Origin of the sequence: Nonomuraea sp. NPDC050643 (genome assembly GCF_040654715.1) — a bacterium.
Lineage (GTDB): Bacteria > Actinomycetota > Actinomycetes > Streptosporangiales > Streptosporangiaceae > Nonomuraea.
Genome location: NZ_JBFAIM010000023.1, coordinates 131,622 through 154,293 on the forward strand (window position 1 = coordinate 131,622; position 22,672 = coordinate 154,293).

At 64.8% G+C, this 22,672-nt stretch carries 14 protein-coding genes and 2 pseudogenes; 8 read left to right on the top strand and 8 right to left on the bottom strand.

Annotation, left to right across the window (positions count from 1 at the left end; all coding sequences use genetic code 11):
• Positions 1-166: 166 nt before the first annotated feature.
• Complete coding sequence (locus AB0I15_RS29945; protein ID WP_358102378.1) at positions 167-1,267, top strand: DNA cytosine methyltransferase; 1,101 nt, start codon at positions 167-169, stop codon at positions 1,265-1,267.
• Positions 1,268-1,437: 170 nt separating this feature from the next.
• Here the strand turns inward: AB0I15_RS29945 and AB0I15_RS29950 are convergent, their stop codons facing one another.
• Positions 1,438-2,094, bottom strand: a complete 657-nt coding sequence (locus AB0I15_RS29950; protein WP_358102380.1) for a hypothetical protein — start codon at positions 2,092-2,094, stop codon at positions 1,438-1,440.
• Between the two features lie 219 nt (positions 2,095-2,313).
• Here AB0I15_RS29950 and AB0I15_RS29955 point away from each other — a divergent pair, with 219 nt between their 5' ends.
• Genes AB0I15_RS29955 through AB0I15_RS29970 form a run of 4 tightly spaced genes read left to right on the top strand, consistent with a single transcriptional unit; the run spans position 2,314 to position 13,512 of the window.
• Positions 2,314-6,975, top strand: coding sequence for a DEAD/DEAH box helicase family protein (locus AB0I15_RS29955; protein ID WP_358102382.1), 4,662 nt, complete (start codon positions 2,314-2,316; stop codon positions 6,973-6,975).
• Positions 6,972-8,555: an NERD domain-containing protein gene (locus tag AB0I15_RS29960; protein ID WP_358102384.1), complete on the top strand. Its 1,584-nt coding sequence runs from the start codon at positions 6,972-6,974 to the stop codon at positions 8,553-8,555. The genes AB0I15_RS29955 and AB0I15_RS29960 overlap by 4 nt, the downstream gene beginning before the upstream one ends.
• The gene (locus AB0I15_RS29965) at positions 8,552-11,698 is read left to right on the top strand and encodes a helicase-related protein (protein ID WP_358102386.1); all 3,147 of its coding nucleotides are present in this window, start codon (positions 8,552-8,554) and stop codon (positions 11,696-11,698) included. Before AB0I15_RS29960 ends, AB0I15_RS29965 begins: the two co-directional genes overlap by 4 nt.
• Positions 11,695-13,512, top strand: coding sequence for a DUF1998 domain-containing protein (locus AB0I15_RS29970; protein WP_358102388.1), 1,818 nt, complete (start codon positions 11,695-11,697; stop codon positions 13,510-13,512). The genes AB0I15_RS29965 and AB0I15_RS29970 overlap by 4 nt, the downstream gene beginning before the upstream one ends.
• A 176-nt stretch (positions 13,513-13,688) precedes the next feature.
• Here the strand turns inward: AB0I15_RS29970 and AB0I15_RS29975 are convergent.
• Positions 13,689-14,006 (bottom strand): annotated as a pseudogene (locus AB0I15_RS29975) (IS1634 family transposase); the annotation flags it as partial.
• A gap of 247 nt (positions 14,007-14,253) precedes the next feature.
• Positions 14,254-14,568, bottom strand: coding sequence for a hypothetical protein (locus AB0I15_RS29980; RefSeq protein WP_358102390.1), 315 nt, complete (start codon positions 14,566-14,568; stop codon positions 14,254-14,256).
• 549 nt (positions 14,569-15,117) lie between these two features.
• Here AB0I15_RS29980 and argG point away from each other — a divergent pair.
• A complete protein-coding gene (gene argG / locus AB0I15_RS29985) occupies positions 15,118-16,569 on the top strand; it encodes an argininosuccinate synthase (protein WP_358102392.1) in 1,452 nt (483 codons plus the stop codon).
• A gap of 115 nt (positions 16,570-16,684) precedes the next feature.
• On the opposite strand, the gene AB0I15_RS29990 is transcribed toward argG, so the two are convergent.
• From AB0I15_RS29990 to AB0I15_RS30005, 4 genes and pseudogenes are all read right to left on the bottom strand, one after another.
• Positions 16,685-17,794, bottom strand: coding sequence for an FAD-dependent monooxygenase (locus AB0I15_RS29990; protein WP_358102394.1), 1,110 nt, complete (start codon positions 17,792-17,794; stop codon positions 16,685-16,687).
• 164 nt (positions 17,795-17,958) lie between these two features.
• The gene (locus tag AB0I15_RS29995; protein WP_358102396.1) at positions 17,959-18,384 is read right to left on the bottom strand and encodes a RidA family protein; all 426 of its coding nucleotides are present in this window, start codon (positions 18,382-18,384) and stop codon (positions 17,959-17,961) included.
• A 16-nt stretch (positions 18,385-18,400) separates the two neighbouring features.
• Positions 18,401-18,658: a hypothetical protein gene (locus AB0I15_RS30000; protein ID WP_358102397.1), complete on the bottom strand. Its 258-nt coding sequence runs from the start codon at positions 18,656-18,658 to the stop codon at positions 18,401-18,403.
• A 49-nt stretch (positions 18,659-18,707) separates the two neighbouring features.
• Positions 18,708-18,818 (bottom strand): annotated as a pseudogene (locus AB0I15_RS30005) (hypothetical protein); the annotation flags it as partial.
• A 355-nt stretch (positions 18,819-19,173) separates the two neighbouring features.
• Between AB0I15_RS30005 and AB0I15_RS30010 the strand changes: the two are divergent.
• Both AB0I15_RS30010 and AB0I15_RS30015 read left to right on the top strand, forming a co-directional pair.
• Positions 19,174-20,118, top strand: coding sequence for an alcohol dehydrogenase catalytic domain-containing protein (locus AB0I15_RS30010; RefSeq protein ID WP_358102399.1), 945 nt, complete (start codon positions 19,174-19,176; stop codon positions 20,116-20,118).
• 133 nt (positions 20,119-20,251) lie between these two features.
• The gene (locus AB0I15_RS30015) at positions 20,252-21,304 is read left to right on the top strand and encodes an amidohydrolase family protein (RefSeq protein WP_358102401.1); all 1,053 of its coding nucleotides are present in this window, start codon (positions 20,252-20,254) and stop codon (positions 21,302-21,304) included.
• Positions 21,305-21,663: 359 nt separating this feature from the next.
• On the opposite strand, the gene AB0I15_RS30020 is transcribed toward AB0I15_RS30015, so the two are convergent.
• Positions 21,664-22,422 carry an IclR family transcriptional regulator gene (locus tag AB0I15_RS30020; RefSeq protein ID WP_358102403.1) on the bottom strand — a complete coding sequence of 253 codons (759 nt, stop codon included), beginning with the start codon at positions 22,420-22,422 and terminating at the stop codon, positions 21,664-21,666.
• Positions 22,423-22,672 lie beyond the last annotated feature (250 nt).

A 22,672-nucleotide genomic window follows, 5' to 3' on the forward strand; every position in this document is an offset into this window, starting at 1 on the left:
CAGGCGCCTTGGGCCCCACATGTGCCGAACATGCTGCCTGTGACCCCTGATACTGTCGGTGGCCCCCAGTACGCTGTGTGCTCGTCCATCAGCTTGCGGCCCATGGGACTACTGACCACAGAAACTGTGGCAGCATCGTCCCGAGTAACACACCCCTGGAGATCAAGTGCACCCTGTCAAGATTGTTGACTTGTTCGCCGGTCCTGGCGGGCTCGACGTGGCAGCGGAGAAGCTCGACATAGCAACAGTGGGTGTGGAATGGGATGCCTCGGCTTGTGAGACCCGGAGGGCCGCCGGCCTGGCCACGGTAGAGGGGGACGTCCGCAAATACGGCCCTTCCGATTTCCCCGAAGCGGACGTACTGGCGGGAGGACCCCCGTGCCAGACCTTCACCGTCGCCGGCGGTGGAGCCGGCCGCAGGGCGCTCGATGACGTACTGCGCTTCGTCAAACGTATGGTCGCCCGAGAAGACCGACACGAGATCGACCAGGATCTGGCCAAGCTAGAGGACGAGCGAACCGGATTGGTGCTGGAGCCTCTACGCTGGGCCCTTGAAGCGATCGACAACGAGAACAACACTCCCTATCGGGCGATCATTCTTGAGCAGGTTCCAGCGGTGCTCCCGGTGTGGGAGGCTTACGCAGCAGCTCTCTACGACGAGGGTTATAAGGTGGACTGCCGCATCCTGCGCACAGAGGAATACGGTGTCCCGCAGACCCGCAAGAGGGCAGTGCTCATCGCTCGCTACGGCGATGAAGTGGTGGCCCTGCCCGACCCCACGCATCGGCCCTACCGGAAGGGTGTCCCACGTGAGGCCGGAGACCAGGCACTTGAGCCGTGGAGAAGGATGGCAGACGTGCTTGATCGGCAGTCGCCGTTCCGCGTCATCTCGAATTACGGCACTGGCGGGGACCCCAAAGCTCGCGGTCGTCGTGCCTCCTGGGAACCATCCGCCACGGTAACCGGAAAGATCTCCCGCAACCGTGTCGTCGCACTGGACGGCGCTGAATTGGAACGCTTTTCTCATCCGGAAGCGGGCTGCCTTCAAACTTTTCCTGTTGACTATCCGTGGTCGGGACGCGACGTGGGTCAGCAGATCGGAAATGCCGTCCCACCTCGATTGGCCATGCACATCCTTTGCGCCGCATTCGGCAGGGGCCGTCCAAGCAAAGAACTGTTGCAGAGTCTCGAGACCTGGAGATCCGGTGAAGCTGCAGAGCCAGAAGCTTTCGACCTCACAGCTGAGGCCGACGTGGAATATGCCTGATGTTCGTCGGACGCATCACTGACAATTCCCACCACCTCTTCAGCACACTTCGAGCCAGCGACCTGGGACTTTCGCAACCCAGGCAGATCATCCTGCTCGCATGGCATCACCGCTTACCCGATGCAGGTGAGAAGCACTATGGCATGCAGGAACTGTCTATTCCCTAAGTCCTACATCAGCAGACGATAGCTTCCCTGCGCCAGTTGCGGATCTTCGTCGGAAGATCGGATTTCCCAGCCATCGGCCCTCAAATCATCGATCGACGATTTCCAGCCGCCGGTCCTGGTGACATAGTCAAGATCCTCTCGATCAACCGCATCGGGACTGACGGCCTTCAGGAAGGCGAGGACACGGTCGCGGACAGCGCCACCATTTCTGCGAATGTCGGCGGCGAGGCGCCATCTCCACGCCAGATGTTCGTCCGGTTCTGGTCGGAGAAGGACGTACTGATCAGAGCGAAGATCAGGCGACTGCACCCCGCTCTCGATAGGCCAGCCATGCTCCACGCGTAACTCCCGGACTCGCCGCGCCCACTCGGCGATCCCAGCAACGCCGGACAACTCCGGGCCCGAGACAACCTGGCCTACGTGTCTCAGTAGAAATCGAAGCAGACGCTGTTGCGCTCCGCCCAGTCCCAGGAGAACGCCGACTTTCGCCATGTGCTCACGATGAAGCGCCATGCTGAGCCCAACAGCCGCACTGACATCCTGCCAGTCGTCCTCCATCACCCTGTCGGCCTTGGCGATCTCGTCCAAGTGGTCAGCAGCGACCTGCAGAGCATCACGCGCGCTGGCGATTGCAGAGCGTAGCTCGTCGTCCGAACGCATGGGCACAGTCTGACACGCACGGCGCCCTGTACGCCCGCGATATCTGGTCGCACATCGCGCTTCCGGCAGACTGGGCATCGCCCTGCTGATTCTGTAATGATCTACCGTCGGCACGGCTTAGGCTTCGGTGGCACTAGGACTTTACGCCCAAGGACTCCAAAGTCGATCTGGACGCGTTCATAGCAGGACGACCATGGTGCACACGGAACGGGGGTATTGATGACCGCCGACGGCAACTGGGGTCAGGAAGACCTGGATCTGGTTCACTGGCTCGAGCAGCACCGCGCAAACACACTCAGGGCATACGGAGCGGATCGGCTCCTGCTCGGAGAGCATGCCAACCAAGAGGACAGCTACAGGACCGGCGGTTACTCACGGCGGCAGATTCTCGAACTAGTTCAAAATGCTGCCGACGCACAGTACCAAGACCAGCATGGGCAAGTTGAGATACGCCTGGTCAATGGCACTCTTTACTGCGCGAACGAGGGCAGGGCATTCTCCCGCCAGGGCCTCGAGGCAATCTGCCACGCCTTCCTCAGCGACAAGCGAGACGAAGCGATCGGCAGGTTCGGACTCGGTTTCAAGTCCGTCCTGGGCATCACCGGAACACCGGCCGTCTTCAGCCGGTCGATCAGCTTCGCGTTCGACGCTGAACGAGCGGCGCAGGAACTACGATCCCTCGGTCCGGGCTCCACTCGGTTTCCTGTCCTCCGTATGCCTGCCCACCTCGACGTGATGGAGGAGATCGCCCGCGACGCGGTACTCGCCGAACTGACGGCTTGGGCGACCACAGTCGTCCGCCTGCCTTTGTCGGGGGACGCGACTCGTTTGGAGGAGGAACTCCGGGACTTTCCCATGGAGTTCCTCCTGTTCGTGCCCAGAGTGTCCGTGCTGCGGATCGTGGTCGACCGCCCTGGATCGGAACGAGTCGAGCTGGAACATGAGTGTGTCGTGCGCCCCGACGGAGTACACCGACTGCAGACCCGCGGTCGCGAGCCGTCGGACTGGCGTGTGTGGCACGCCCTGCACAGTCCGTCGCCCCAAGCCCTGCAAGAGGTCGGGGAAGCCATCAAGCGCGCGAGTGTCAGCGTGACCTGGGCGGCGCCGTTGACTGCCGATGTCTCGGCGTTGGGACGGTTCTGGGCTTACTACCCGCTGGCAGAGACGACCTCGCTGCGGGGAATTCTGAACGCACCTTGGCAAGTCAACGACGACCGTACGAGTCTCCTCCGCGGACGGTTCAATCAGGAAATTCTTGAACGGGTCGCCGTTCTCGTAGCCGAAGGTCTACCTACTCTCAGTAGCGCTGCAGATCCTGCCCGTCACTTCGACTACTTGCCTGCACGAGGTCGCGAGGCGCCGAATTTCGCCGACCGGTTCCTTGCAGAACGCGTGCCCCAGTTGATTGCGGCAGAAGCCTGCATTCCTGACCGCGACGGAGTGCTCCGCCGCATCGATGCGTTGCGCTTTCCAAATCAGGAACAGGTACGACTCGATCCTGCCTTGCTCAGGGCCTGGTATTCGTCACCCGGATGCCCTCGCTCGGTGCCCCATGTCCAGTGCTTCCGCAACGCAATCCGACAGGCGCGTCTGCGCAGCCTCATCCGAGTGGACGACGCACGAGCGACGGATGTCGAATTGGGCGCCGCGGACTGGCTGCAACAGATCGTCGGGGAGGCGACCGACGAAGAATGCGCGTCCGCGCTCCGGGTGATCGCGGTGACGAAAGACGAGAATACCCGTCGCGATTTTCTCGCCGCCGAAATCCTTCCCGACGACGGCGGCCGTTTGTGGCCCCTGAACGCGACTCGGGACGTCTTCCTTCATGGGAACGTCCTGACTCAGCAGGCCGAAATAGCCCTGGTGCGACAGTCCCTGCTGGCGCTACCCGATGTCGAACGTTTCCTTCGAGACCTTGGCTTCAAGGACGTCGACCCGGGGCACGAGCTTGCCAAGCTGACACGTGCGGCCACCAGGAAGTGGACAGGCGTCGAATGGGCGGAGTTCTGGCGGCTGGTCTCCGAGGTGCCGAAATCTGTGGCGGAGCAGCATCTGGAGGACCATCTCGCCGAGGGGCGCAGGCTCAAGGTCAAGTGTAAAGACGGCTGGTGGCACTACTCCGACGAAGTGGTCATCGCCGGCGAGATCTCGCCACGAAATCCGGTGATGGTCCTCAACCAGAACTTCCATGACGACCTGCATGCTGATCTGCTGCGACGGATAGGCATTGCTGTCCGCCCCCTGGCGAGCCGTGCTCTGACTCAGGACTCGACCTATTTGGAGTACCTCCGACGAACCCGGACGGAGTATCTGGCGAAGCTGCCGGCGCGGGGACGGCCTTCGGACAAGGAACTCGGTTTCCTCGACCACGATCCGGTGGGCCCCCTGCACGTCCTCCGCAGATTTCGCGATTCCAGCGATCTCGATGCCTGCGTGGGTTGGACCCATGCTCTCCTTCGAATGGACGTCCCCGACACATGGCTGTTCGGGCACTTCACCCGCAAGTCCCTTCCGCGTATTCAAGTGCTCGCCCCCTCTGTGTGGACAGCCCGCGAATATGGCCTGCTGGCCACTCCTTGGGGGCCACGTCCAGCAGCACTGAGCGTGGCCAGGTCGCTCTCGGAGTACGCGCCGCTCCTGCCTGTCGCCGAGTGCCAAGCGGCCGACAAGCTGTCGCTGACCGAGTCTCTTGAGGAGATCACTCCAGGTATCTGGCAGGAGTTCCTCGATCGTCTGCCGGCGACCGGAGACCCGTGGACTCTCGGCAGATTGGTCGCCGAGGCCGCTCGGAGTCTGGCCGAGGACCAGGTTCCCGAGTATGTTCCGGCGATCAGCGGCTCCTCGGGATGCCAGGTTGCGCGTGAGGAACTTCTGATCGCCAGAACGGAGGAAGAAGGGCGAGTTCTCGCCGAACGTCGGCCTCCCTACATCGCGGTCTCCGACGAGGCACTCGCGACACTGCTGGTCGACAAGTGGGACTGTGCTCTTGCTTCCTCCCGATTGCGGGTGGAAGTGCTGGCGGAGAGTCCAGCCGAGCCGGTCGTCGTGTTGGACCGATACAGGGGCCTTCGTCCGTTGGCGACCGAGGTGTTCAACCACGTGGAACTCATCGAATGCGGCGAGCTCTTCCGACAGATCACGGGACCGGACGGAGTCGATCGGGAACCAACGGACCTGTTGCGCGAGGGCAACGTGGTCTACCATCGCTCGGACCTGAGAGATGAGGATCTTCTCTTGCGGCTCGCAGACGAGTTCGACGTCGAGTTGACCTCGAACTCCATCAGCCGCATCCTCAATGATGCGCAGGACGAGGCGGTCGAGAGAAGTATCGCGCTCTGCCGGGCCCAACGTGACCCTGCCAGAAAACTGCTGTGTCTCCTTGACGAGCACAGGCTCGAAGCAAGGCTTCCCACTGGGTTGCTGAAGACAGTACGCAAGCTCGATGACGACAAAGGGCCTCAACAGATTGCCAGGTTGTTGCTGGATGTCCACGGTTACGACGTGTTGAGGGAATGCCGTCACGACCTGGAAGCGGCAGGGTTCCCAGTACCCGACCGCTGGGCCGGAAGTCCGCCCGCCGTGGGTTTCGTTCGTAGGCTCGGCTTCCCCACCGAATACGCTGGGGAACGCGGTTCGTACCTTGAACCCGACCTGACCGTGTTCGGCCCCCCTCGCCTCGGCCCTCTCCACCCCTATCAACAGGAACTTGCCGACAGGATTCGACACCTCATCACTGGGCGGGAGCGGGGCTTGATGTTCCTGCCGACTGGTGCGGGCAAGACAAGGGTGACTGTACAGGCGCTGGCGACGGCGTTCATCGAGGACGGTTTGGTCGGGCATCTGTTGTGGGTGGCCCAAAGCGATGAGTTGTGCGAGCAGGCCGTGCAGACGTGGTCTGCCGTCTGGCGTGACGTCGGGGACGGTCGCGCACTTCGGATCTGTCGCCTCTGGGATCGCAACGAGATCGCCGAAGGCGAGAACGAACTCATGGTGGTCGTGGCCACTGATGCGAAGCTCTCTGGCTGTCGTGGCAACCCGGACTACGCATGGCTCGCGCGACCCACTGCGGTCGTGATCGATGAGGCACATGAAGCAACCGGTAAGGACTACACCGAACTCCTCGCCTGGCTCGGCCTAGATGGTCGTCACCCAAGCAGGCCGCTGCTCGGGTTGACCGCCACACCGTTCAAAGGGACGAGCGAGGAGAATACCCGGCAGTTGGCGAAGCGGTTCGGCAACAACCTGATCGATGTCCTCGGTGAGGACCCCTATGGGATGCTGCAGCGTCTGGGAGTCTTGTCTCAGGTCGAGCACCAGATCCTCGACGGTGGAGCCGTGTCGCTTGACGCCGAGGAAGCCAAGATCACCCAACGCACACGGCTGTTGCCGTCTCGGGTTTTGGAGCGCCTCGGGCGTGACGAGGCCAGAACGTCGCGATTGTTGGAACACATCGAGAGCCTGCCACCGGACTGGCCAATCCTCGTGTTCGCCGCCTCTGTGTTGTCGGCCCAAGTTCTGGCCGCCCTGCTTCGTGTCCGGGGAATCTCCGCGGCTTCGGTCAGCGGTTCCACCCGCATCCATGAGCGGCGCCGAAACATCAAAAGGTTTCGAAGCATGGAGATCAGGGTTCTCACGAACTGCAACGTCTTGACTCAAGGTTTCGACGTTCCGGGGGTCAGGGCGTTGTACATTGCCCGCCCTACTTTCAGCCCCAACGCGTACATCCAGATGGTCGGACGCGGCTTGCGCGGCCCGGCCAACGGCGGCAAATCTCATTGTCTGGTGGTCAACGTGGCCGACACGTTCGGGCAGTTCGGCGAGCGTCTCGCGTACAGAGAATTCGACTACCTCTGGGACCGACAGGGCGGACGGCACACATGAAAATGATCCCGGCTGTAGAGACCTTCGGCCGCGTCGAAAGTGCTGCGGAGCGGCGGGTGGCCGAACTCCTCGCCCAGGTGGACCTGGAGGTACCCACGGCCTGTCTGTATTCGTTGCGATTGCCGGTCCATGAATACAAGCGGATGTCCGAGGTTGACTTCGTCGTGGTGTGGAACGACACAGTCCTGGTGATCGAGGTCAAGGGCGGACGCATCCACCGGCGAGACGGGCTCTGGACCTTCATGGATCGCTATGGGCATGCCCACCAGAAACGCGAAGGCCCCTTTGAACAGGCAAGTTCCGCCATGTTCGCTCTGGAGCGCCGGCTCAAAGATCGTTTGCCGAGTCTCGATGTCGCCTTCGGCTTTCTGGTGCTCACTCCGGATCAGGATCTCGGCCAGGACCTGGAGTGGGAGCCATCCCAACACGCCGGCCCTCGTGCCATGAGCATCCGTGGTCTGGAACAGGCGCTACGGCGCGCCCGTACCTTCTGGCACCAACGCCTGGGACGTCGCGTACGAGGTGGCGCCTACAGGCAGTTACTGAACGTCCTACGACCGGACTTCGACCGGGTGCCTACCTTGGCCGCGCGAGTCGTTGGGCTCGAGCATGAATACGTCCAGCTCGCCGAACGGCAGTACGACCTGATCATCGGTCTCGAAAGCAACGATCGAATCGTGTGCGACGGCGGTGCTGGATCCGGAAAGACGCTGCTTGCTGTGGAGACGGCACGTCGCGCTGCAGCCTCCGGCTGCAAGGTCATACTGACGTGTCGTTCCACGTTGCTCGCCGGCGTCCTTGGCGACGCCCTGGAGAACTGCGACGTCGTCTGTGGTGCATTGGGCGAGCTGAACGGGACACCACCGGCCGACGTCCTGGTCGTCGACGAAGCCCAAGACCTCATGGACGTCGACTCCCTGCTGCAGTTGGACGCGCTGGTCCAAGGCGGATGGGCGTCCGGTCGCTGGCGCATCTTCTGCGATCCCAACAACCAGGCCAACGTCGACGGCGTATTCGACCAGGAAGCCTTTCGAGAGCTCACAGCCACCGCCGTGTCCATCAATCTGCCCTACAACTGTCGCAACACCGCGCCGGTGGTTCTGCAGACCCAACTGGTCACTGGTGCGGACCTCGGAGTCCCCAGAGCAGGCGCTGGCCCCGCTGTCGAATACAAGCGTTGCGATGACGATCTGCACGCGGCTCGGCTGCTGGACGCACATCTCAGCAAGCTACGGCAAGAAGATGTTGACCTGGCCGACGTGGCTGTCGTCACCCTTCGAGACCGAGTGCAGGACAGCTCTGCCATCCACTCCAAGGCATTCCGCTCCGGCAAACTCAAGGACCACCCGGATCCGCGAACGCGGCGACCCGGTACCGCTCAGCTTGTCACGACGGCACAGATCAAAGGGCTGGAAGCAGCCCACGTCTGCCTAGTCGACATCGGAGACATCAATGACACCATCGGGTCAGCGCGCCTCTATGTGGCCATGACCCGGCCACGAATCAGTCTCTGGCTCGCCATCAGCGCTACCGTCTGGCAGCAGATCGAGCAGGGCCACAGCAAAGGAGGCACGCAATGAGCCGACGCGATCCGAGCGACGTACGCGAAGATCTGCTCGCCTACCTGCGTAGCCAATACGTAGGCCCGGTCTCTGGGCAGGAGGAAGTCCTCCATACCAGGCCGGAACACACCTATCTTGTCGGCACGCTCTATCCGCAAGGCTTGTCAACGGAACGGCATTTCGGCGACAGTCTCGGCACGGATGCACATGACGAGGAGCTGGATGAACCCATCGAGATGGCCAACAATTGGCATCCGGCTTCGGCGGCCATCTCCTTCTTGCACGATGCCCCTCGATTGCACTGCCGGATCACGGCCGGAACCTACGAAAGGACGCACAGCCAGGAAGTGCACGGCCACCGTGACCGCTGGGTAAGACGGGAATGGCACGACGAGGTGATCTTGAACTCCGACGGTACACCGGAGGACAACAAGGTCGACCTCTTCGAAGGTCGAGCCAGACTGATCTGTATCTGGCGCAGAGAAGGCACGGCCTGGCTCGTCACCGTCGCGTTGGAGAATGTTGCCGAGCACGACGAGGCGGAGTCTCCTCCACCAACTGAGATGTGCCTCTTCCAGGCGGCCTTTGTCTGCCACGTCCAGGGCGGTCACGTCCTTCCGTATCCAAGCAGCGCAGACTTGTCCGACGATCCCGAGGATCAAGAACTCCGGCTGCTCTACCGGCGCCGGCTTGTCTACGGCATCGGGCATGGATGTTCAGTCGAGTGGGTCGAGGATCCGGACGGGGAGATCCGCACTGTACGGACGGAAATGCTGCCCAGCACTGCCGTACTAGGTGTCGCCCCACCGGCGGGCGGAGGTGATGTGCTCCGACTCGCTCATCTCGCCGACGAGTCGGTCCACGACGACGTTCTCTGCCGAGAGCTCACAGAATTCGTCAACGAGTACGAAGCCTGGATTGCGGATCGGGTGCGAGAGGCTCGTACTCTGGAGTACTTCCACCAACCCCCTGCACAGAGACTCATCGAACGAATGCGGCGCGCAGTGAAACGGATGCACGAAGGAATCAACCTTCTGCGTCGAGATCAAAAATGCATGCTTGCGTTCCGCCTTGCAAACGCGGCCATGTACGAACAGATCTGCCAGACACGACACATGAAGGAACAGCCCGGCGCATTGGGTGTACCGTTGAGCGCGAGAGGCACGCTCAGCGAACCTCGCTGGCGGCATTTCCAACTCGGTTTCCAGCTGCTCAGCTTGGCGTCGACCGCCGACAAGATGCATCCCGACCGCGGAGTCGTCGATCTCATCTGGTTTCCCACGGGCGGCGGAAAAACTGAGGCGTACCTTGGGCTCGCTGCCTTCGAAATGATCCGCCGGCGCCTCGTAGACGGCCTACGCGGCGGCGGCACCGCAATCCTCACCCGCTACACCCTTCGGCTTCTCACCAGTCAGCAGTTTCAGCGCGCCGCAACCCTCATCTGTGCTCTGGAACGCCTTAGAGAAAGGCACCCCGACCTACATGAGGCCCCGCCTTTCAGTATCGGCCTGTGGGTCGGCGGCGATACCACCCCGAACACGTACAAGGATGCCCTCGACCGAACCAAGGTTCTCTTTCTTGCTCAGAAACCGGAGAACCCTTTCCAACTTCAGAACTGCCCGTGGTGCAGCACTTCGATCGTCCCAGAGCGACGTCAACCGAGCGCACCAGGTGGAGGACCCAGTCCTGCATACGGCGTCAGGTCCACGAAGAATACTTTTGAACTTTTCTGCCCGCATCCGGATTGTGCGTTCCACGAATTTCTGCCGGTAAGTGTGGTCGACGATCATATCTTTGCCGAGCCCCCGACGCTAATATTGGCAACCGTGGACAAACTAGCCCGTTTGCCCTGGGTTCAGGATGCAGGTCGGCTGTTCGGGCGAGGCTCCGTGCCTTACAACGCACCGAGTCTGGTGATTCAGGATGAGCTGCACTTGTTGTCCGGCCCACTGGGGACGACCGTCGCACTGTACGAGGCAGCAGTGCACTCCTTGCTGGGCTGGGATGGCGGCAATCCCAAGATTGTTGCATCGACAGCCACCATCCGCGCAGCAGACGAGCAGGTGCGGGGCCTTTACGGCGCTGCCGTAAAGCTTTTCCCGCCCAGCGGACTCGATGCAGACGACAGCTATTTCGCGCGTACAGATCAGGCAAGCCCGGGCCGACTGTACCTCGGCCTGATGCCGCAGGCATTCACGCAGGCTTCGGCCACGATCCTGAGCAGTGTGGCGATTCTTCAGGCTCCTGCCGTGCTCGGGTTGTCCGGCGATGACCGGGATGCTTACTGGACACTGGTCGTTTACCACAACAGTCTTCGTGAACTGGGACGAACGGTGACCCAGGTCCGCGACGACGTCGATGCCATGTTGCAGGCGCGTAGAACCGATGCCGCAACTTTCCGAGGGCTACGTGGCAACGGGGTTGTGGAACTCACGAGCAACGTCCCTGCAGACCAATTGCCAGAGATCATCAGGCGTCTCGAGCGAAAAATCGATCAGGGCGACGCCGTCGACGTGTTGGCCACCACCAACATGCTCTCCGTGGGCATAGACATCGGCAGGCTGGGGGTGATGCTCATGAACGGCCAACCGAAGACGACGTCCGAGTACATCCAGGCCACCAGCCGAGTCGGCCGGTCTACGGTACCTGGCCTGGTGATCACGCTGCTCCGGGCCAACAAGCCACGGGACCGATCCCATTACGAATCCTTCCGTGCTTATCACGAATCCCTGTACCGACACGTCGAACCTACGAGTGTTACGCCCTGGTCGCTGGCTTCGCGCGAGAGATCACTGCGTGCGGCGTTCGTCCTGCTTGTGCGCCATGGGGTCGGACTTCGGCGAAAAGATCAGGCCGGGGAGTTCTCCATCGATGATCCGCTCGTGCGACGAGCGCTTGACCGGATGATCCAGGCCGCCCGCCGAGCTGATCCCGATGAGGCCGAGGCAAGCGAGCGGGAACTGCGGCGAATCGCCGGTGAGTGGCACGAGCGTGCGGAGGCAACCACCGCACGCGGTGAACGGCTGCACTACAGGTCCAGGGACCAGGCCTCCTTGCTCAAGGACTTCGGGGCTGGCGGCGAGGGCTGGCCGACTGCACATTCCATGCGATCCGTTGATCGGCAAGTTCGCATCATTGCCGTTGGAGAGGGGCCTCGATGAGAACTGTTCGGCTTAGCCAAACCATCTCTCCGTTCGGTGTAGGGGCCATCGTGGATGTCATGGGTGAATCACTCATGGGCGTCGACATCAGCGAATGGCCGTACGAACGAACTGCAAGAGTGGAATCGAAGAGGCTCGAGGAACGCCTCGGAGTCCAAGAACTACGCTCACCGCCGAGCGTCCCGGCGAAACCGTCGACAAATAGCCCGGGAATTCTTTATCAACGTTTTCCGCGCTGGCTGTTCTGTCAGGACTGTCGCCGCATGCAACATTACCGCACCCAACAAGAAACCGGTCAACCTCCCCAATGCGGCCAGTGCAGGGGAAAGTTGGTACCGATGCGATTCATTGCAGTGTGCGCGACGAAAGGACACGCCCGAGACATACCCTGGGACAAATGGGCACACTCCGCAGCCGAGTCAGAGGCCCAGCGGCGTTGCCACGACCACGTGCTCAACTTCGACACAGCCGTCCGAGGCAACGAAGGGCTGTCCGGCCTGGTCGTACGATGTCTGACCTGCGGTGCCTCCCGAGATCTAGGTGACCTCCCATCCAGAAGGGCACTCCACCGAATCGGAGTGACCTGCACCGGCGGGCAACCGTGGCAGCACAACACACCGCCCTGCGATGACCCACTCGAAGTCTTGCAGCGTGGGGCGACCAACGTCACCCTCGCCGACACGACCACCGCACTTGACATACCCGAACCGTCGGGTGCCGCGCGGGACATCGCGGCAGAGGTTCGCCAACACCGCAACTTCGAGGACGTACAAAGTGCACCCCACGGCCCCAGAGCGGCAGTCCTCATCGAGCTCATCGCCGAAGACCTCGGCATAGATGAGAGTCAAGTCCGCCAGGCCCTGGACGGTGACCTGAACGAGGTCCTTCGCGAATCGCGGCGAGGCTTGCTCAGCGACGAGTGGGACGCCTTCCTCGAGCCCACCGGGGCAACCGACGGACCCGTAGGAACGCCGGACTTCGTCATCAGCGCAACGGCATTCATGCGCGCAGACCTCGACAGTTCGCCGGTGACTCCTCGACTGAGCGAGTACATCGACGCGGTGGTCGTGGCTCACCGGCTGCGCGAAGTCCGAGTGCTGCACGGGTTCCGACGCTACACCGGAGACGCCGACCTGGTCGACGTGAATCTGGGAAGAAGGGGACGCGGACGGTGGCTTCCTGCCGTGGAGTCCTTCGGCGAAGGCGTGTTCCTCTCACTTGACCAGGAGCTTCTAAACGAGTGGGAACAGCAGGAGGAGGTACAGTCCCGAGTGGCCGTACTCGAGTCACGGCGCCGCCGCAGCATCATGGGCTCCCGTCTCTTCGAGGCGACACCCCGGGCAGTGCTGCTGCACACGTTGGCACACCTCCTGATGCGTCGGCTCGCCTTCTCATGCGGGTACTCTTCCGCTTCTCTGCGAGAACGTGTCTACGCGGAGACCACGCCGCGCGCTGAGGCGGGGCTCCTGATCTACACCGCCTCTGGCGATGCCGAGGGCACGCTCGGAGGTCTCGTACGCGAAGGCGAGGCGCCCAGGCTCGCTCGTACACTCGTCGCGGCAATCGAGGAGGCCGGATGGTGCTCCTCCGACCCTCTCTGCAGGGAAAGCCGCGGACAAGGAATGAACAGCCTCAATCGTGCTGCTTGTCACGGTTGTGTACTTGTCGCCGAGACATCGTGCGAACGATCCAACGTCCTCCTGGACAGGGTTCTCGTCGTGGGGGACGACTATACGCCAGGTTTCTTTCAGAAGATCCTTGAAGCCATCCGAGCTGAGACCGTTTCCCGGTCCCGACGCCTTGTCAACGAGTAGTTTCTTGCACCATCGCCGGCTTTGCCAGCCAGTTCAGCACATGACCTGGACCAAGAGCGGGCGTTTCGCCAATCAGCCTGTATCATACGACCAGACTGGACGAAACACTACCTGATGCTTCGTCCTTCTCATCCGAGAGGCTATGGCAGGTCGAACTCGCCCCGAGTTGGCTCAGATTAGTGCGCACCATCCCGAACGAGGATTCGCGCGAGCACGTCGCGTAGATCGTCGGGCAGTGGGCGGCCGCGGTCAGGATATGGCCACCCGCTCGAATGCGGACCGTGCGCTAGCGGCGTGTGGTGCGGACGAATTTCTGATGGACCAGCCGGTCCGGGCTTCGATCCACCGGCTGATGGCCAGGCGGCGAAGACGATGGTCAGGTGCGCGTTGATGGAGTCGCGTTTGCGGTGATAGGTCGGGCGGGCGGCCAGGTCGGACTTGGCCATCCGGAAACTCTTCTCGATCTCGAACAGGCAATCGTAAGTGCTGATCACGAACTCAGGTGTCATGCCTGATCCAGGCAAGCAAGGGCTGCCGCTTCCCCGCGTTGTACGGGGAGCGGCCCACCGTGCACCGGCGCACTCACCACTGGACAGATGTTGGAGTCGATCGCGGCGACCAGCCGAGCGCCGAATCGCCTCCCCGACTGCCCACTTCGAGAGGCGAGCACGCTGAAAGCTTGCGGAAATGCTCAATGTGCGCCCTCGACGCACCTGGCGTCGAAGGCGCAAATTGGCTGAATTATCTGCCTTTCTCCAGTAGCTGATCGAGTTTGAGCCCCAGGTGAATCACGTCGATCCGGAGGGCGTCCAGTTGGTCGAGGGTCTGCATATTGCCGGATTTGAGAACCTTGTTGATATCCCAGCGAAGTCCTCCGATCTCGGCGTTGAGAGCCGACAGGTCTTCGGTGAGCGCACCCTGAGCGTCTGTGATCAGGGACTTCATCTCTATGACGCCGATCGATGCCAGGCCGCCGTCACCCTCAGGAGAGCACCGGCTTGCTTCAAGCTCTTCCATACGACGCTTCAGATCGAGGATTTCTGCCTCTAGATCCACGAACAACCATGCCTTTGCGGTCGCGGAGAGGCCAGGTTTACTGCCGGCCTGGCCTTGTCTGTGTGCAAGCCATGATGGCAAAGCAGATCACGCGCGTCAGAACGCCTTCGGCCGGTTGGGTGTGCTTTTCTCTACCCCGCCGACGATTCCGCCCTGGAAATGTCCGGCGCGCTGACAAGCGCCTGCCTTGTCCGGGAGAGAAATCTTCCCCTCGCATGCCAGGACCGCGTACTGCCTCCGGGTCGAGCACCGCCTCCAGGACCAAGCGCCACCTCCAGGGTCGAGCGCCGTCTCCGCCCCCGAGTGCCGTCTTCAGCGCTGAGCGCTGTCTTCAGGGCTGACGACGTGAGCCCGCGCGTCTTCTTGCAGTGGAAGTCGGCGCCCCCCATCCTGACGAGACGTGGCGGCGACACCGCCGAGCCTCGTCCCGTTGGGGTGGCGTACCGCCTCTCACCACGGCCGATCCGGTCAAGTGATCCCGATCGGGTTCCCCGACACCCCCACCCCGGCTTTGCATGGCCATGCAGAGGTATGTATATACTTCTACTCGTGTCTAAGATGCTCACCTCCCTGCCCGTCGGCGAACGTGTCGGTATCGCCTTCTCCGGCGGCCTCGACACCTCGGTAGCGGTCGCGTGGATGCGCGAAAAGGGCGCCGTCCCCTGCACCTACACCGCCGACATCGGCCAGTACGACGAGCCCGACATCGCCTCCGTCCCCGGCCGCGCGACGGCCTATGGGGCCGAGATCGCGCGGCTGGTCGACTGCCGGGCGGCGCTCGTGGAGGAAGGGCTCGCGGCCCTGGCATGCGGGGCGTTCCACATTCGCTCCGCCGGCCGTACCTACTTCAACACCACCCCGCTCGGCCGGGCCGTCACGGGCACGTTGCTCGTGCGGGCGATGCTCGAGGACGGCGTGCTGATCTGGGGAGACGGCTCCACGTTCAAGGGCAACGACATCGAGCGGTTCTACCGGTACGGCCTGCTCGCCAACCCCTCCCTGCGCATCTACAAGCCGTGGCTCGACTCCGACTTCGTCACCGAGCTCGGCGGGCGCAAGGAGATGTCGGAGTGGCTGCTCGCCCACGACCTCCCCTACCGGGACAGCACGGAGAAGGCCTACTCCACCGACGCCAACATCTGGGGCGCCACCCACGAGGCCAAGGCGCTCGAGCACCTCGACGCCGGCATCGAGATCGTCGACCCCATCATGGGCGTACGGTTCTGGGACCCTTCCGTCGAGATCCCCACCGAGGACGTGACCATCGGCTTCGAGCAGGGCCGGCCGGTGGCGATCAACGGCAAGGAGTTCGCCTCCGCCGTCGACCTGGTGCTGGAGGCCAACGCCATCGGCGGCCGGCACGGCATGGGCATGTCCGACCAGATCGAGAACCGTGTCATCGAGGCCAAGAGCCGCGGCATCTACGAGGCGCCCGGCATGGCGTTGCTGCACGCCGCGTACGAGCGGCTGGTCAACGCCATCCACAACGAGGACACCCTGGCCAGCTACCACGCCGAGGGTCGCAAGCTCGGCCGCCTCATGTACGAGGGCCGCTGGCTCGACCCGCAGTCCCTCATGCTGCGCGAGTCGCTGCAGCGCTGGGTCGGTACGGCGGTCACCGGCGAGGTCACCCTGCGCCTGCGCCGCGGCGAGGACTACTCGATCCTCAACTCCTCGGGCCCGGCGTTCAGCTACCACCCGGACAAGCTCTCCATGGAGCGCACCGAAGACTCCGCCTTCGGCCCCACCGACCGCATCGGCCAGCTCACCATGCGCAACCTGGACATCGCCGACTCCCGCGCCAAGCTGGAGCAGTACGCCGCGCTCGGCCTGGTCGGCAGCCAGCACACGACGCTGGTCGTCGCACCCCAGACCCCCGCGCCCGGCCTCATCGGCGCGATGCCTGAGGGCGGCGCCGAGGCCATCGCGTCTCGCGGCGAGGTCCCGGACGACGAGGAGCAGCTCCTCGACCAGGCCGCCATGGAGGCCGGCACCGACTGAACGGCAACCACCCCGTTGCCCCGCCACCCCGCGCCGGGCTGAGCCGATTCGCCCAGCCCAGCACGGGCGATGCGGCCCAAGCAATCGGCCAATGCGATCGGCGCGGGTGATGCGGTCAGCGTTGGCGAGCGTCGCGGTTGAAGGTGCGGATGACGCGTGAGCTCAGCCAGCCCATCCCGTAGTACAGCCGCGGCGGCACATGCGCCAGCACCGCCGAATGACGCTGCCCGAGCAGGGTGAGCATCTTCGGCGGCGGGAGGGTGATGTAACGCGGCAGGTTGGCGTACCAGCGGGCGCTGTTGCGTGCCGCCCGCTGGCTCATCCGGGTCACGGCCCGGCGCTCGCGCTCGTACCGGCCGAGAGCGGTCTGCAGGTCCGAGCCCTGGTGCAGCGTGTCCACCAGGCAGGCTGCATCGCCCAGGGCGAGGGCGGTGCCGGCGCCGATGGAGTAGTGCGTGGTGTGCGCCGCGTCCCCGAGCAGGACGAGGTTGTCGCGGTACCACCGCCGGTTGCTCACGGTACGGAAGTTCAGCCAGTGCGCGCTGTCGTCGTCGTGCTCCCGCCCGATCAGCGCATGCCCGTCGAGGGTGTCGGCGAACAGCTTCTCCAGCATGGCCAGGCTGTCGGCCTCGTTCGTCTGGTGCAGCCCGAGGCCCTTCCAGGTGTCGGGCGAGCACTCCACGACGCAGGTGCTGTTGTCAGGGCTGTACACGTACCCGTAGCACCAGATCCAGCCGTGCGGGGTCTCCACGAACGCGAAGGTGAAGGCGTCGAAGACCTTCGTGGTGCCGAGCCACATGTACATGTTGCGGCCGACGTCGATCTCCGTGCCGAAGTGGCCGGCGTGACGCTCGCGCAGCACGCTGCCGACGCCGTCCCCGGCGACGACGAGGTCGGCGTCGGACAGCTCGGCCTCGTCGGTGACCTCATGTTCGAACTCGACCTGTACGCCGAGCGAACGGGCCCGCTCGGTGAGGATGTCGAGCAGGTCCTGCCGGCCGATGCCGAAGCCCTCGTCCCAGTAGCCGATCGTCACCGGCGGCTGTTCGTGGACCCGCGCGAACCAGGTGTCCCAGCGAACCGCGCGCTCACCGATGATGCGGGCGGACTCGGGGTCGGCCCGGAAGAGGTTCTCGAAGAGCTCGTACCAGTACGTCACGCCCCAGCCGTACGTCGACCCCTCCGGATTCCGCTCATAGACGGTGATGTCATGAGAGGAGTTCATCCGCTTCATCAGGATCGAGAAGTACAGACTGGCGGGTCCGCCACCGACACACGCGACCTTCACACGAGCCCCCATATGCGACGCAAAGTCAACAAGTCATCACCGAGCGTAGCAAGGGGCATGCGTGAGGCCGGGTTCATCCCGCCGAGTCGCCGGTCAGGAGATCACCAACTCTCGGGCCGGGTGAACCGCTCCTGTGGTATCGCCGCGATCGGCACGAGTTCCACGAGGAACTCCGGCAGGACCAGGCCGGGCACCTGGATCAGCACGCTGGCGGGCGCGGACCCGGCGGCGAAATGCCGGGACCGCACCCGCTGGATGGCGGGCAGGTCCTCGCGCCGCAGGAAGTAGATCGTCATCGAGACGATGTCGTCCAGCCGGCCACCGACCGCGGCCAGGATCAGGCGAACGTTGTCGATGCTCTTCTCCATCTGCGCCTCGGCGTCACCCGCGCCGACCACCTCGCCGTGCTCGTCCCAGGCGACCTGCCCGGTGACGTGCACGACCTCGCCCGGCCCTTGGACGACGCCCTGCGAGAACGCCCGCCCGTTTGGCGCCCACACCCCAGCGGGGTTGAAACCGTCCGCCATGTGACCCCTCATCCTGTCAAAAACACCCAGAAGACCCATCCGTACGTGGTGCGGGCTCGGCCTCGCCCTGGGCGATGGCGTGCACCGCGGGCCGCAGCACGCTGACGATGTCCGCCACCTCGGCGTCCCGCACTCCCTCCAACCGCAGGAGGTAGCGGCCGACGACGGTGCCGAGGGTGATCGCGCCGATGAGCCCCGCCCGGAGCGCGGCGTCGTCGGACGGGAGCGCGGCGACGCGGGCGAAGAGCTCGTCCTTCGAGCCGAAATAGCGCATGACGCGGCCCGGGGTCGGTCTGCGCGGCGGCGGCGACGGCCCGGATGGTGGTGCGGTCGTAGCCGGAGGTGGCGAAGGGCCGGCGCGCGGCGTCGAGGATCCGCGCCTCGGTCCGCCTGCGCCGCTCGGCGCGGGACGGGCGAGATCGCTCGGCCGCCATGCCGTTCAGCCTACCGCCGTTGACTCAAATCTCACCCCACCGCTTCGACCCACGGGGCAGCCGCACCGGCTGCCGCCCGCGATCGCCAGGGCCGCCGAGGAGACGCGGAGTGCATTCTGGATAGCAGTGTGTCATTCCATTTATCGGAATAGGACATAGAGCCAACAATCGGGCAAGTATCGACAACACCGACGCCACCCTGGCGCCCCGGCGATCGCCCAGAACTCTTGACACGCTCTTCCTCCCAGTGATCTGCTATCGCCAGATCGGAACGTCATTCTGCTATACGGAACGGCGTAGAACCTGAGAATGGGAGCCGCATGGAACACGGGCATTCCGCCACCGGTGGGTCACGATGAAGGCGCTCGTCTTCACCGCGACGGGCGTGGTGGAGTCGCACGACGTGCCCGAGCCCGAGGTGGGCCGGGACGAGGTCCTCGTGCACGTGATGACGTCCGGCATCTGCGGCAGCGAGCTGCACGGGGTCAGGACCCCCGGCTTCCGGGTGCCCCCGCTGGTGATGGGGCACGAGTTCGCCGGCCGCACCGGGGACGGGCAGGCGGTGACGGTCAACCCGATTTTGTCCTGCGGCACCTGCGACCTCTGCGCGGCCGGGCTGCGCAACGTGTGCCGGAACCGGCAGATCATCGGGGTGCACCGGCCCGGCGCGTTCGCCGAGCGCGTCGCGGTGCCCGCGAGCGCGGTCGTGCCGCTGCCGGAGGGCCTCGGCTGGACCGCCGCGGGCGTCACCGAGCCTGCCGCCAACGCCGTGCACGCCTGGCGGCTGGCCGGGCGCCCGGCCGGCGCGCGGATCGGCGTGATCGGCGCCGGCGCGATCGGGCTGACCTGCCTGCAGGTCGCGCTCTCCGGCGGCGCCGCCTCGGTGGAGATCGCCGACCGCTCGCCGGAACGGCTGGCGGTCGGCGCCCGGCTCGGCGCGCGGGCGACCGTACCGGAGCTGACCGGCGAGTACGACGTCGTGTTCGACGCGGTCGGCGGCGCCGCCACGCACGAGCAGTCGCTGGCCCGCCTGCGCCCGGGCGGCGCGGCCGTCTGGCTCGGCCTGGCCGACCACGTGGCCGGCTATGACGCCGCCGACCTGGTCCGCGGCGAGAAGCGGGTGCTGGGCTCCTTCGCCTACGACGACGCCGACTTCGCCGGCGCGCTCGACCTCGTCGCCCAATGGGACCTGAGCTGGGTCGAGACCTTCCCCCTCGATGAGGGCGCGGACCTCTTCACCACCCTGATGAACGGCCGGGCCACCCCGGTCAAAGCCCTGCTGTCCCCGGAAGCGAGGTAGAGATGGCCAGAATCGTCCTGGTCGGCGCTGCTCGACCCCAACACCGCCGCCACGCTCCCGGTCCGCAAGGTCCGCGAGCTGGTGGACGACCTGATCGCGGCCCACGGCGACCTGCTGCCGGAAGGAATCAGGGATGTGTGACGCGGACCTGCCCCTCTCCCGATACCGGCCCGTGTCCCAGCTCCGGGTCGCGACGCACGAGATCGACCGCGCCCGCGTCCCCGTCGTGGACGCCCACATCCACCTCGGCCGCTGGCTGTCCGAGGACGGCGGCTGGATGGTCAAGGACGTCCCGGCCCTGATCGGGCTGATGGACGAGCTCAACCTGCGCGGCATGGTCAACCTCGACGGCCGCTGGGGCAGGGAGCTGGCCGAGAACATCGCGCGCTACGACGCCGCCCACCCCGGCAGGTTCGCCACGTTCTGCCACGTCGACTGGTCGCAGACGGCCGAGCCGGGCTTCGGTGAGCGGCTGGCCGACCAGCTCAGGCGCAACGTGGCGGCGGGCGCGGCCGGGCTCAAGGTGTGGAAGGACGTGGGCCTGCGGGTCCGCGACGACCGCGGCGAGCTGCTCATGCTCGACGACCCCAGGCTCGACGAGCTGTGGGCCGCGGTCGGCGCGGCCGGCATCCCGATCGCCCTGCACACGGCCGACCCGGTGGCCTTCTTCGAGCCGGCCGACGAGCGCAACGAGCGGCTCGAACAGCTGGCCGCCCGCCCCGACTGGAACTTCTCCGGGCCCGAGTTCCCGCCGTTCGAGCGGCTGATGGAGGCCATGGAGTCGATGGTCGCCCGGCATCCGGCGACCACGGTGATCGGCGTGCACGCCGGCTGCTGGCCCGAGAACCTGGGGTTCGCGAGCCGGCTGCTGGACACGTACCCGAACTTCCACATCGACATCGCCGCGCGGATCGCCGAGCTGGGCCGGCAGCCGCGCGCCACGCGCGCGCTGATGCTGCGCCACCCCGGCCGGGTGCTGTTCGGCACCGACGAGATCCCGCCGGACCGCGACATCTACCGCATCCACTTCCGCTTCATGGAGACCGGCGACGAGGCGTTCGCGCACTCGCTGGACGACCCGCCGCCGATGGGCCGCTGGACGATCTCCGGGCTCGACCTGCCCCAGGACGTCCTGGAGCGGGTGTACGCGGGCAACGCGCTCGAACTGGTGCCGAGGTTGCGATGACGGCCACCGCCACGAGGGAGAAGCCGGTCTACCGGCCCGCCTTCAGGCAGCGGCACAGCGCCGAGGGCGGACAGGGCCGGCCACCGACCCGCTGTTCTGGAAGTCGAACCGGACGCGGCTCGGCTCACTGGAGATCCTCGCCGGCCGGCGCCGCGCTGACCGTGAGCACCTCGGTCACCAGTTTCACCGCTTCGACCGTCCCCGGCACCCCGGTTGCCTCGAACGTCGGCCGACCAGCGGGAAAACGGCTACTTCCCGACGGTGATCACCGTCACCAAGCCCTGACAAGTCACCAGACCCTGACGACGTGAAGGGCGCCGGCGCCCTTGGCGTCCTGGTGTTCTGGAGCGCGGAACCCCTCACACCTGCTCGGCGATCGATCGCCGCAGGCCGTGGCCGATCTCCTCCATCTTGGCCGGGGACATCCGGTCCTTCAGCGCCGTCACGCTCACCGCCGCCACCGGCGTCGTCCTGCCCATGAAGACCGGGGCCGCCACACAGCGCACGCCCGGCTCGTTCTCCTCCAGGTCGAGCGCGTAGCCGCGCTGACGGATCTGGTCGAGGTGGGTGGCCAGCTTGGCGGGGTCGATGATGGTGTTCCTGGTCTTGGCCACGAGCGGCCCGAACCGGTCGCCCCAGGCGTGGACCGCGTCGTCCGTGGTGTGGGTCCAGGCCAGCAGCGCCTTGCCGACGCCGGTGCAGTGGGCCGCGTTGCGGCCGCCCACGACGGACGTCATCGTGATCGTCCGCACCGCCTCCACTTTGTCGAGGTAGACCACCTCCGCGCCGTCCAGCATGGCCATGTGCACGGTCTCGGCGAACTCCTCGCTCAGCCGGAGCAGGAGGGGGCGCACGAGGGTGCGCAGATCCATCGTCTCGTAGAACCTGAAGGCCGTGGCCAGCATCTCGGTGCCGAGAAAGTACGCCCCGCCCTGGTCGGGCTGGGCGGCGAACCCCCGGTGCTTCAACGCGCCCAGCAGGCGGTGCAGCGAGCTCTTGGGCAGGCCGAGCCGGGTCGCGAGCTCGTCGAGGGTGACGCCTCTGCTGTGCTTACCGATCTCCTGAAGGATCAGCAGGGCACGGTCGACGCTCCCCACGGGGGATTGGACCTCGGCCACTACGCTCTCCTATCTATTCCGCGCAATGGAATGCTAGCGCGTACTGCGGAACAGTGCACCGCGCCTCCAGGCCGCGGCCGCCCGTTTCGCGGGGTTGTGCCTGATAGGCCGCCTTCCGACAGGCGGAACCATGGTCTACTATTCGGAATATGCACCTCATGCGTATCGGCGCGCCCGGCGCCGAGAAGCCCGTCGTCCGCGTGGACGACACCCACTACATCGACGTCTCCGACGTCACCCCCGACTTCGA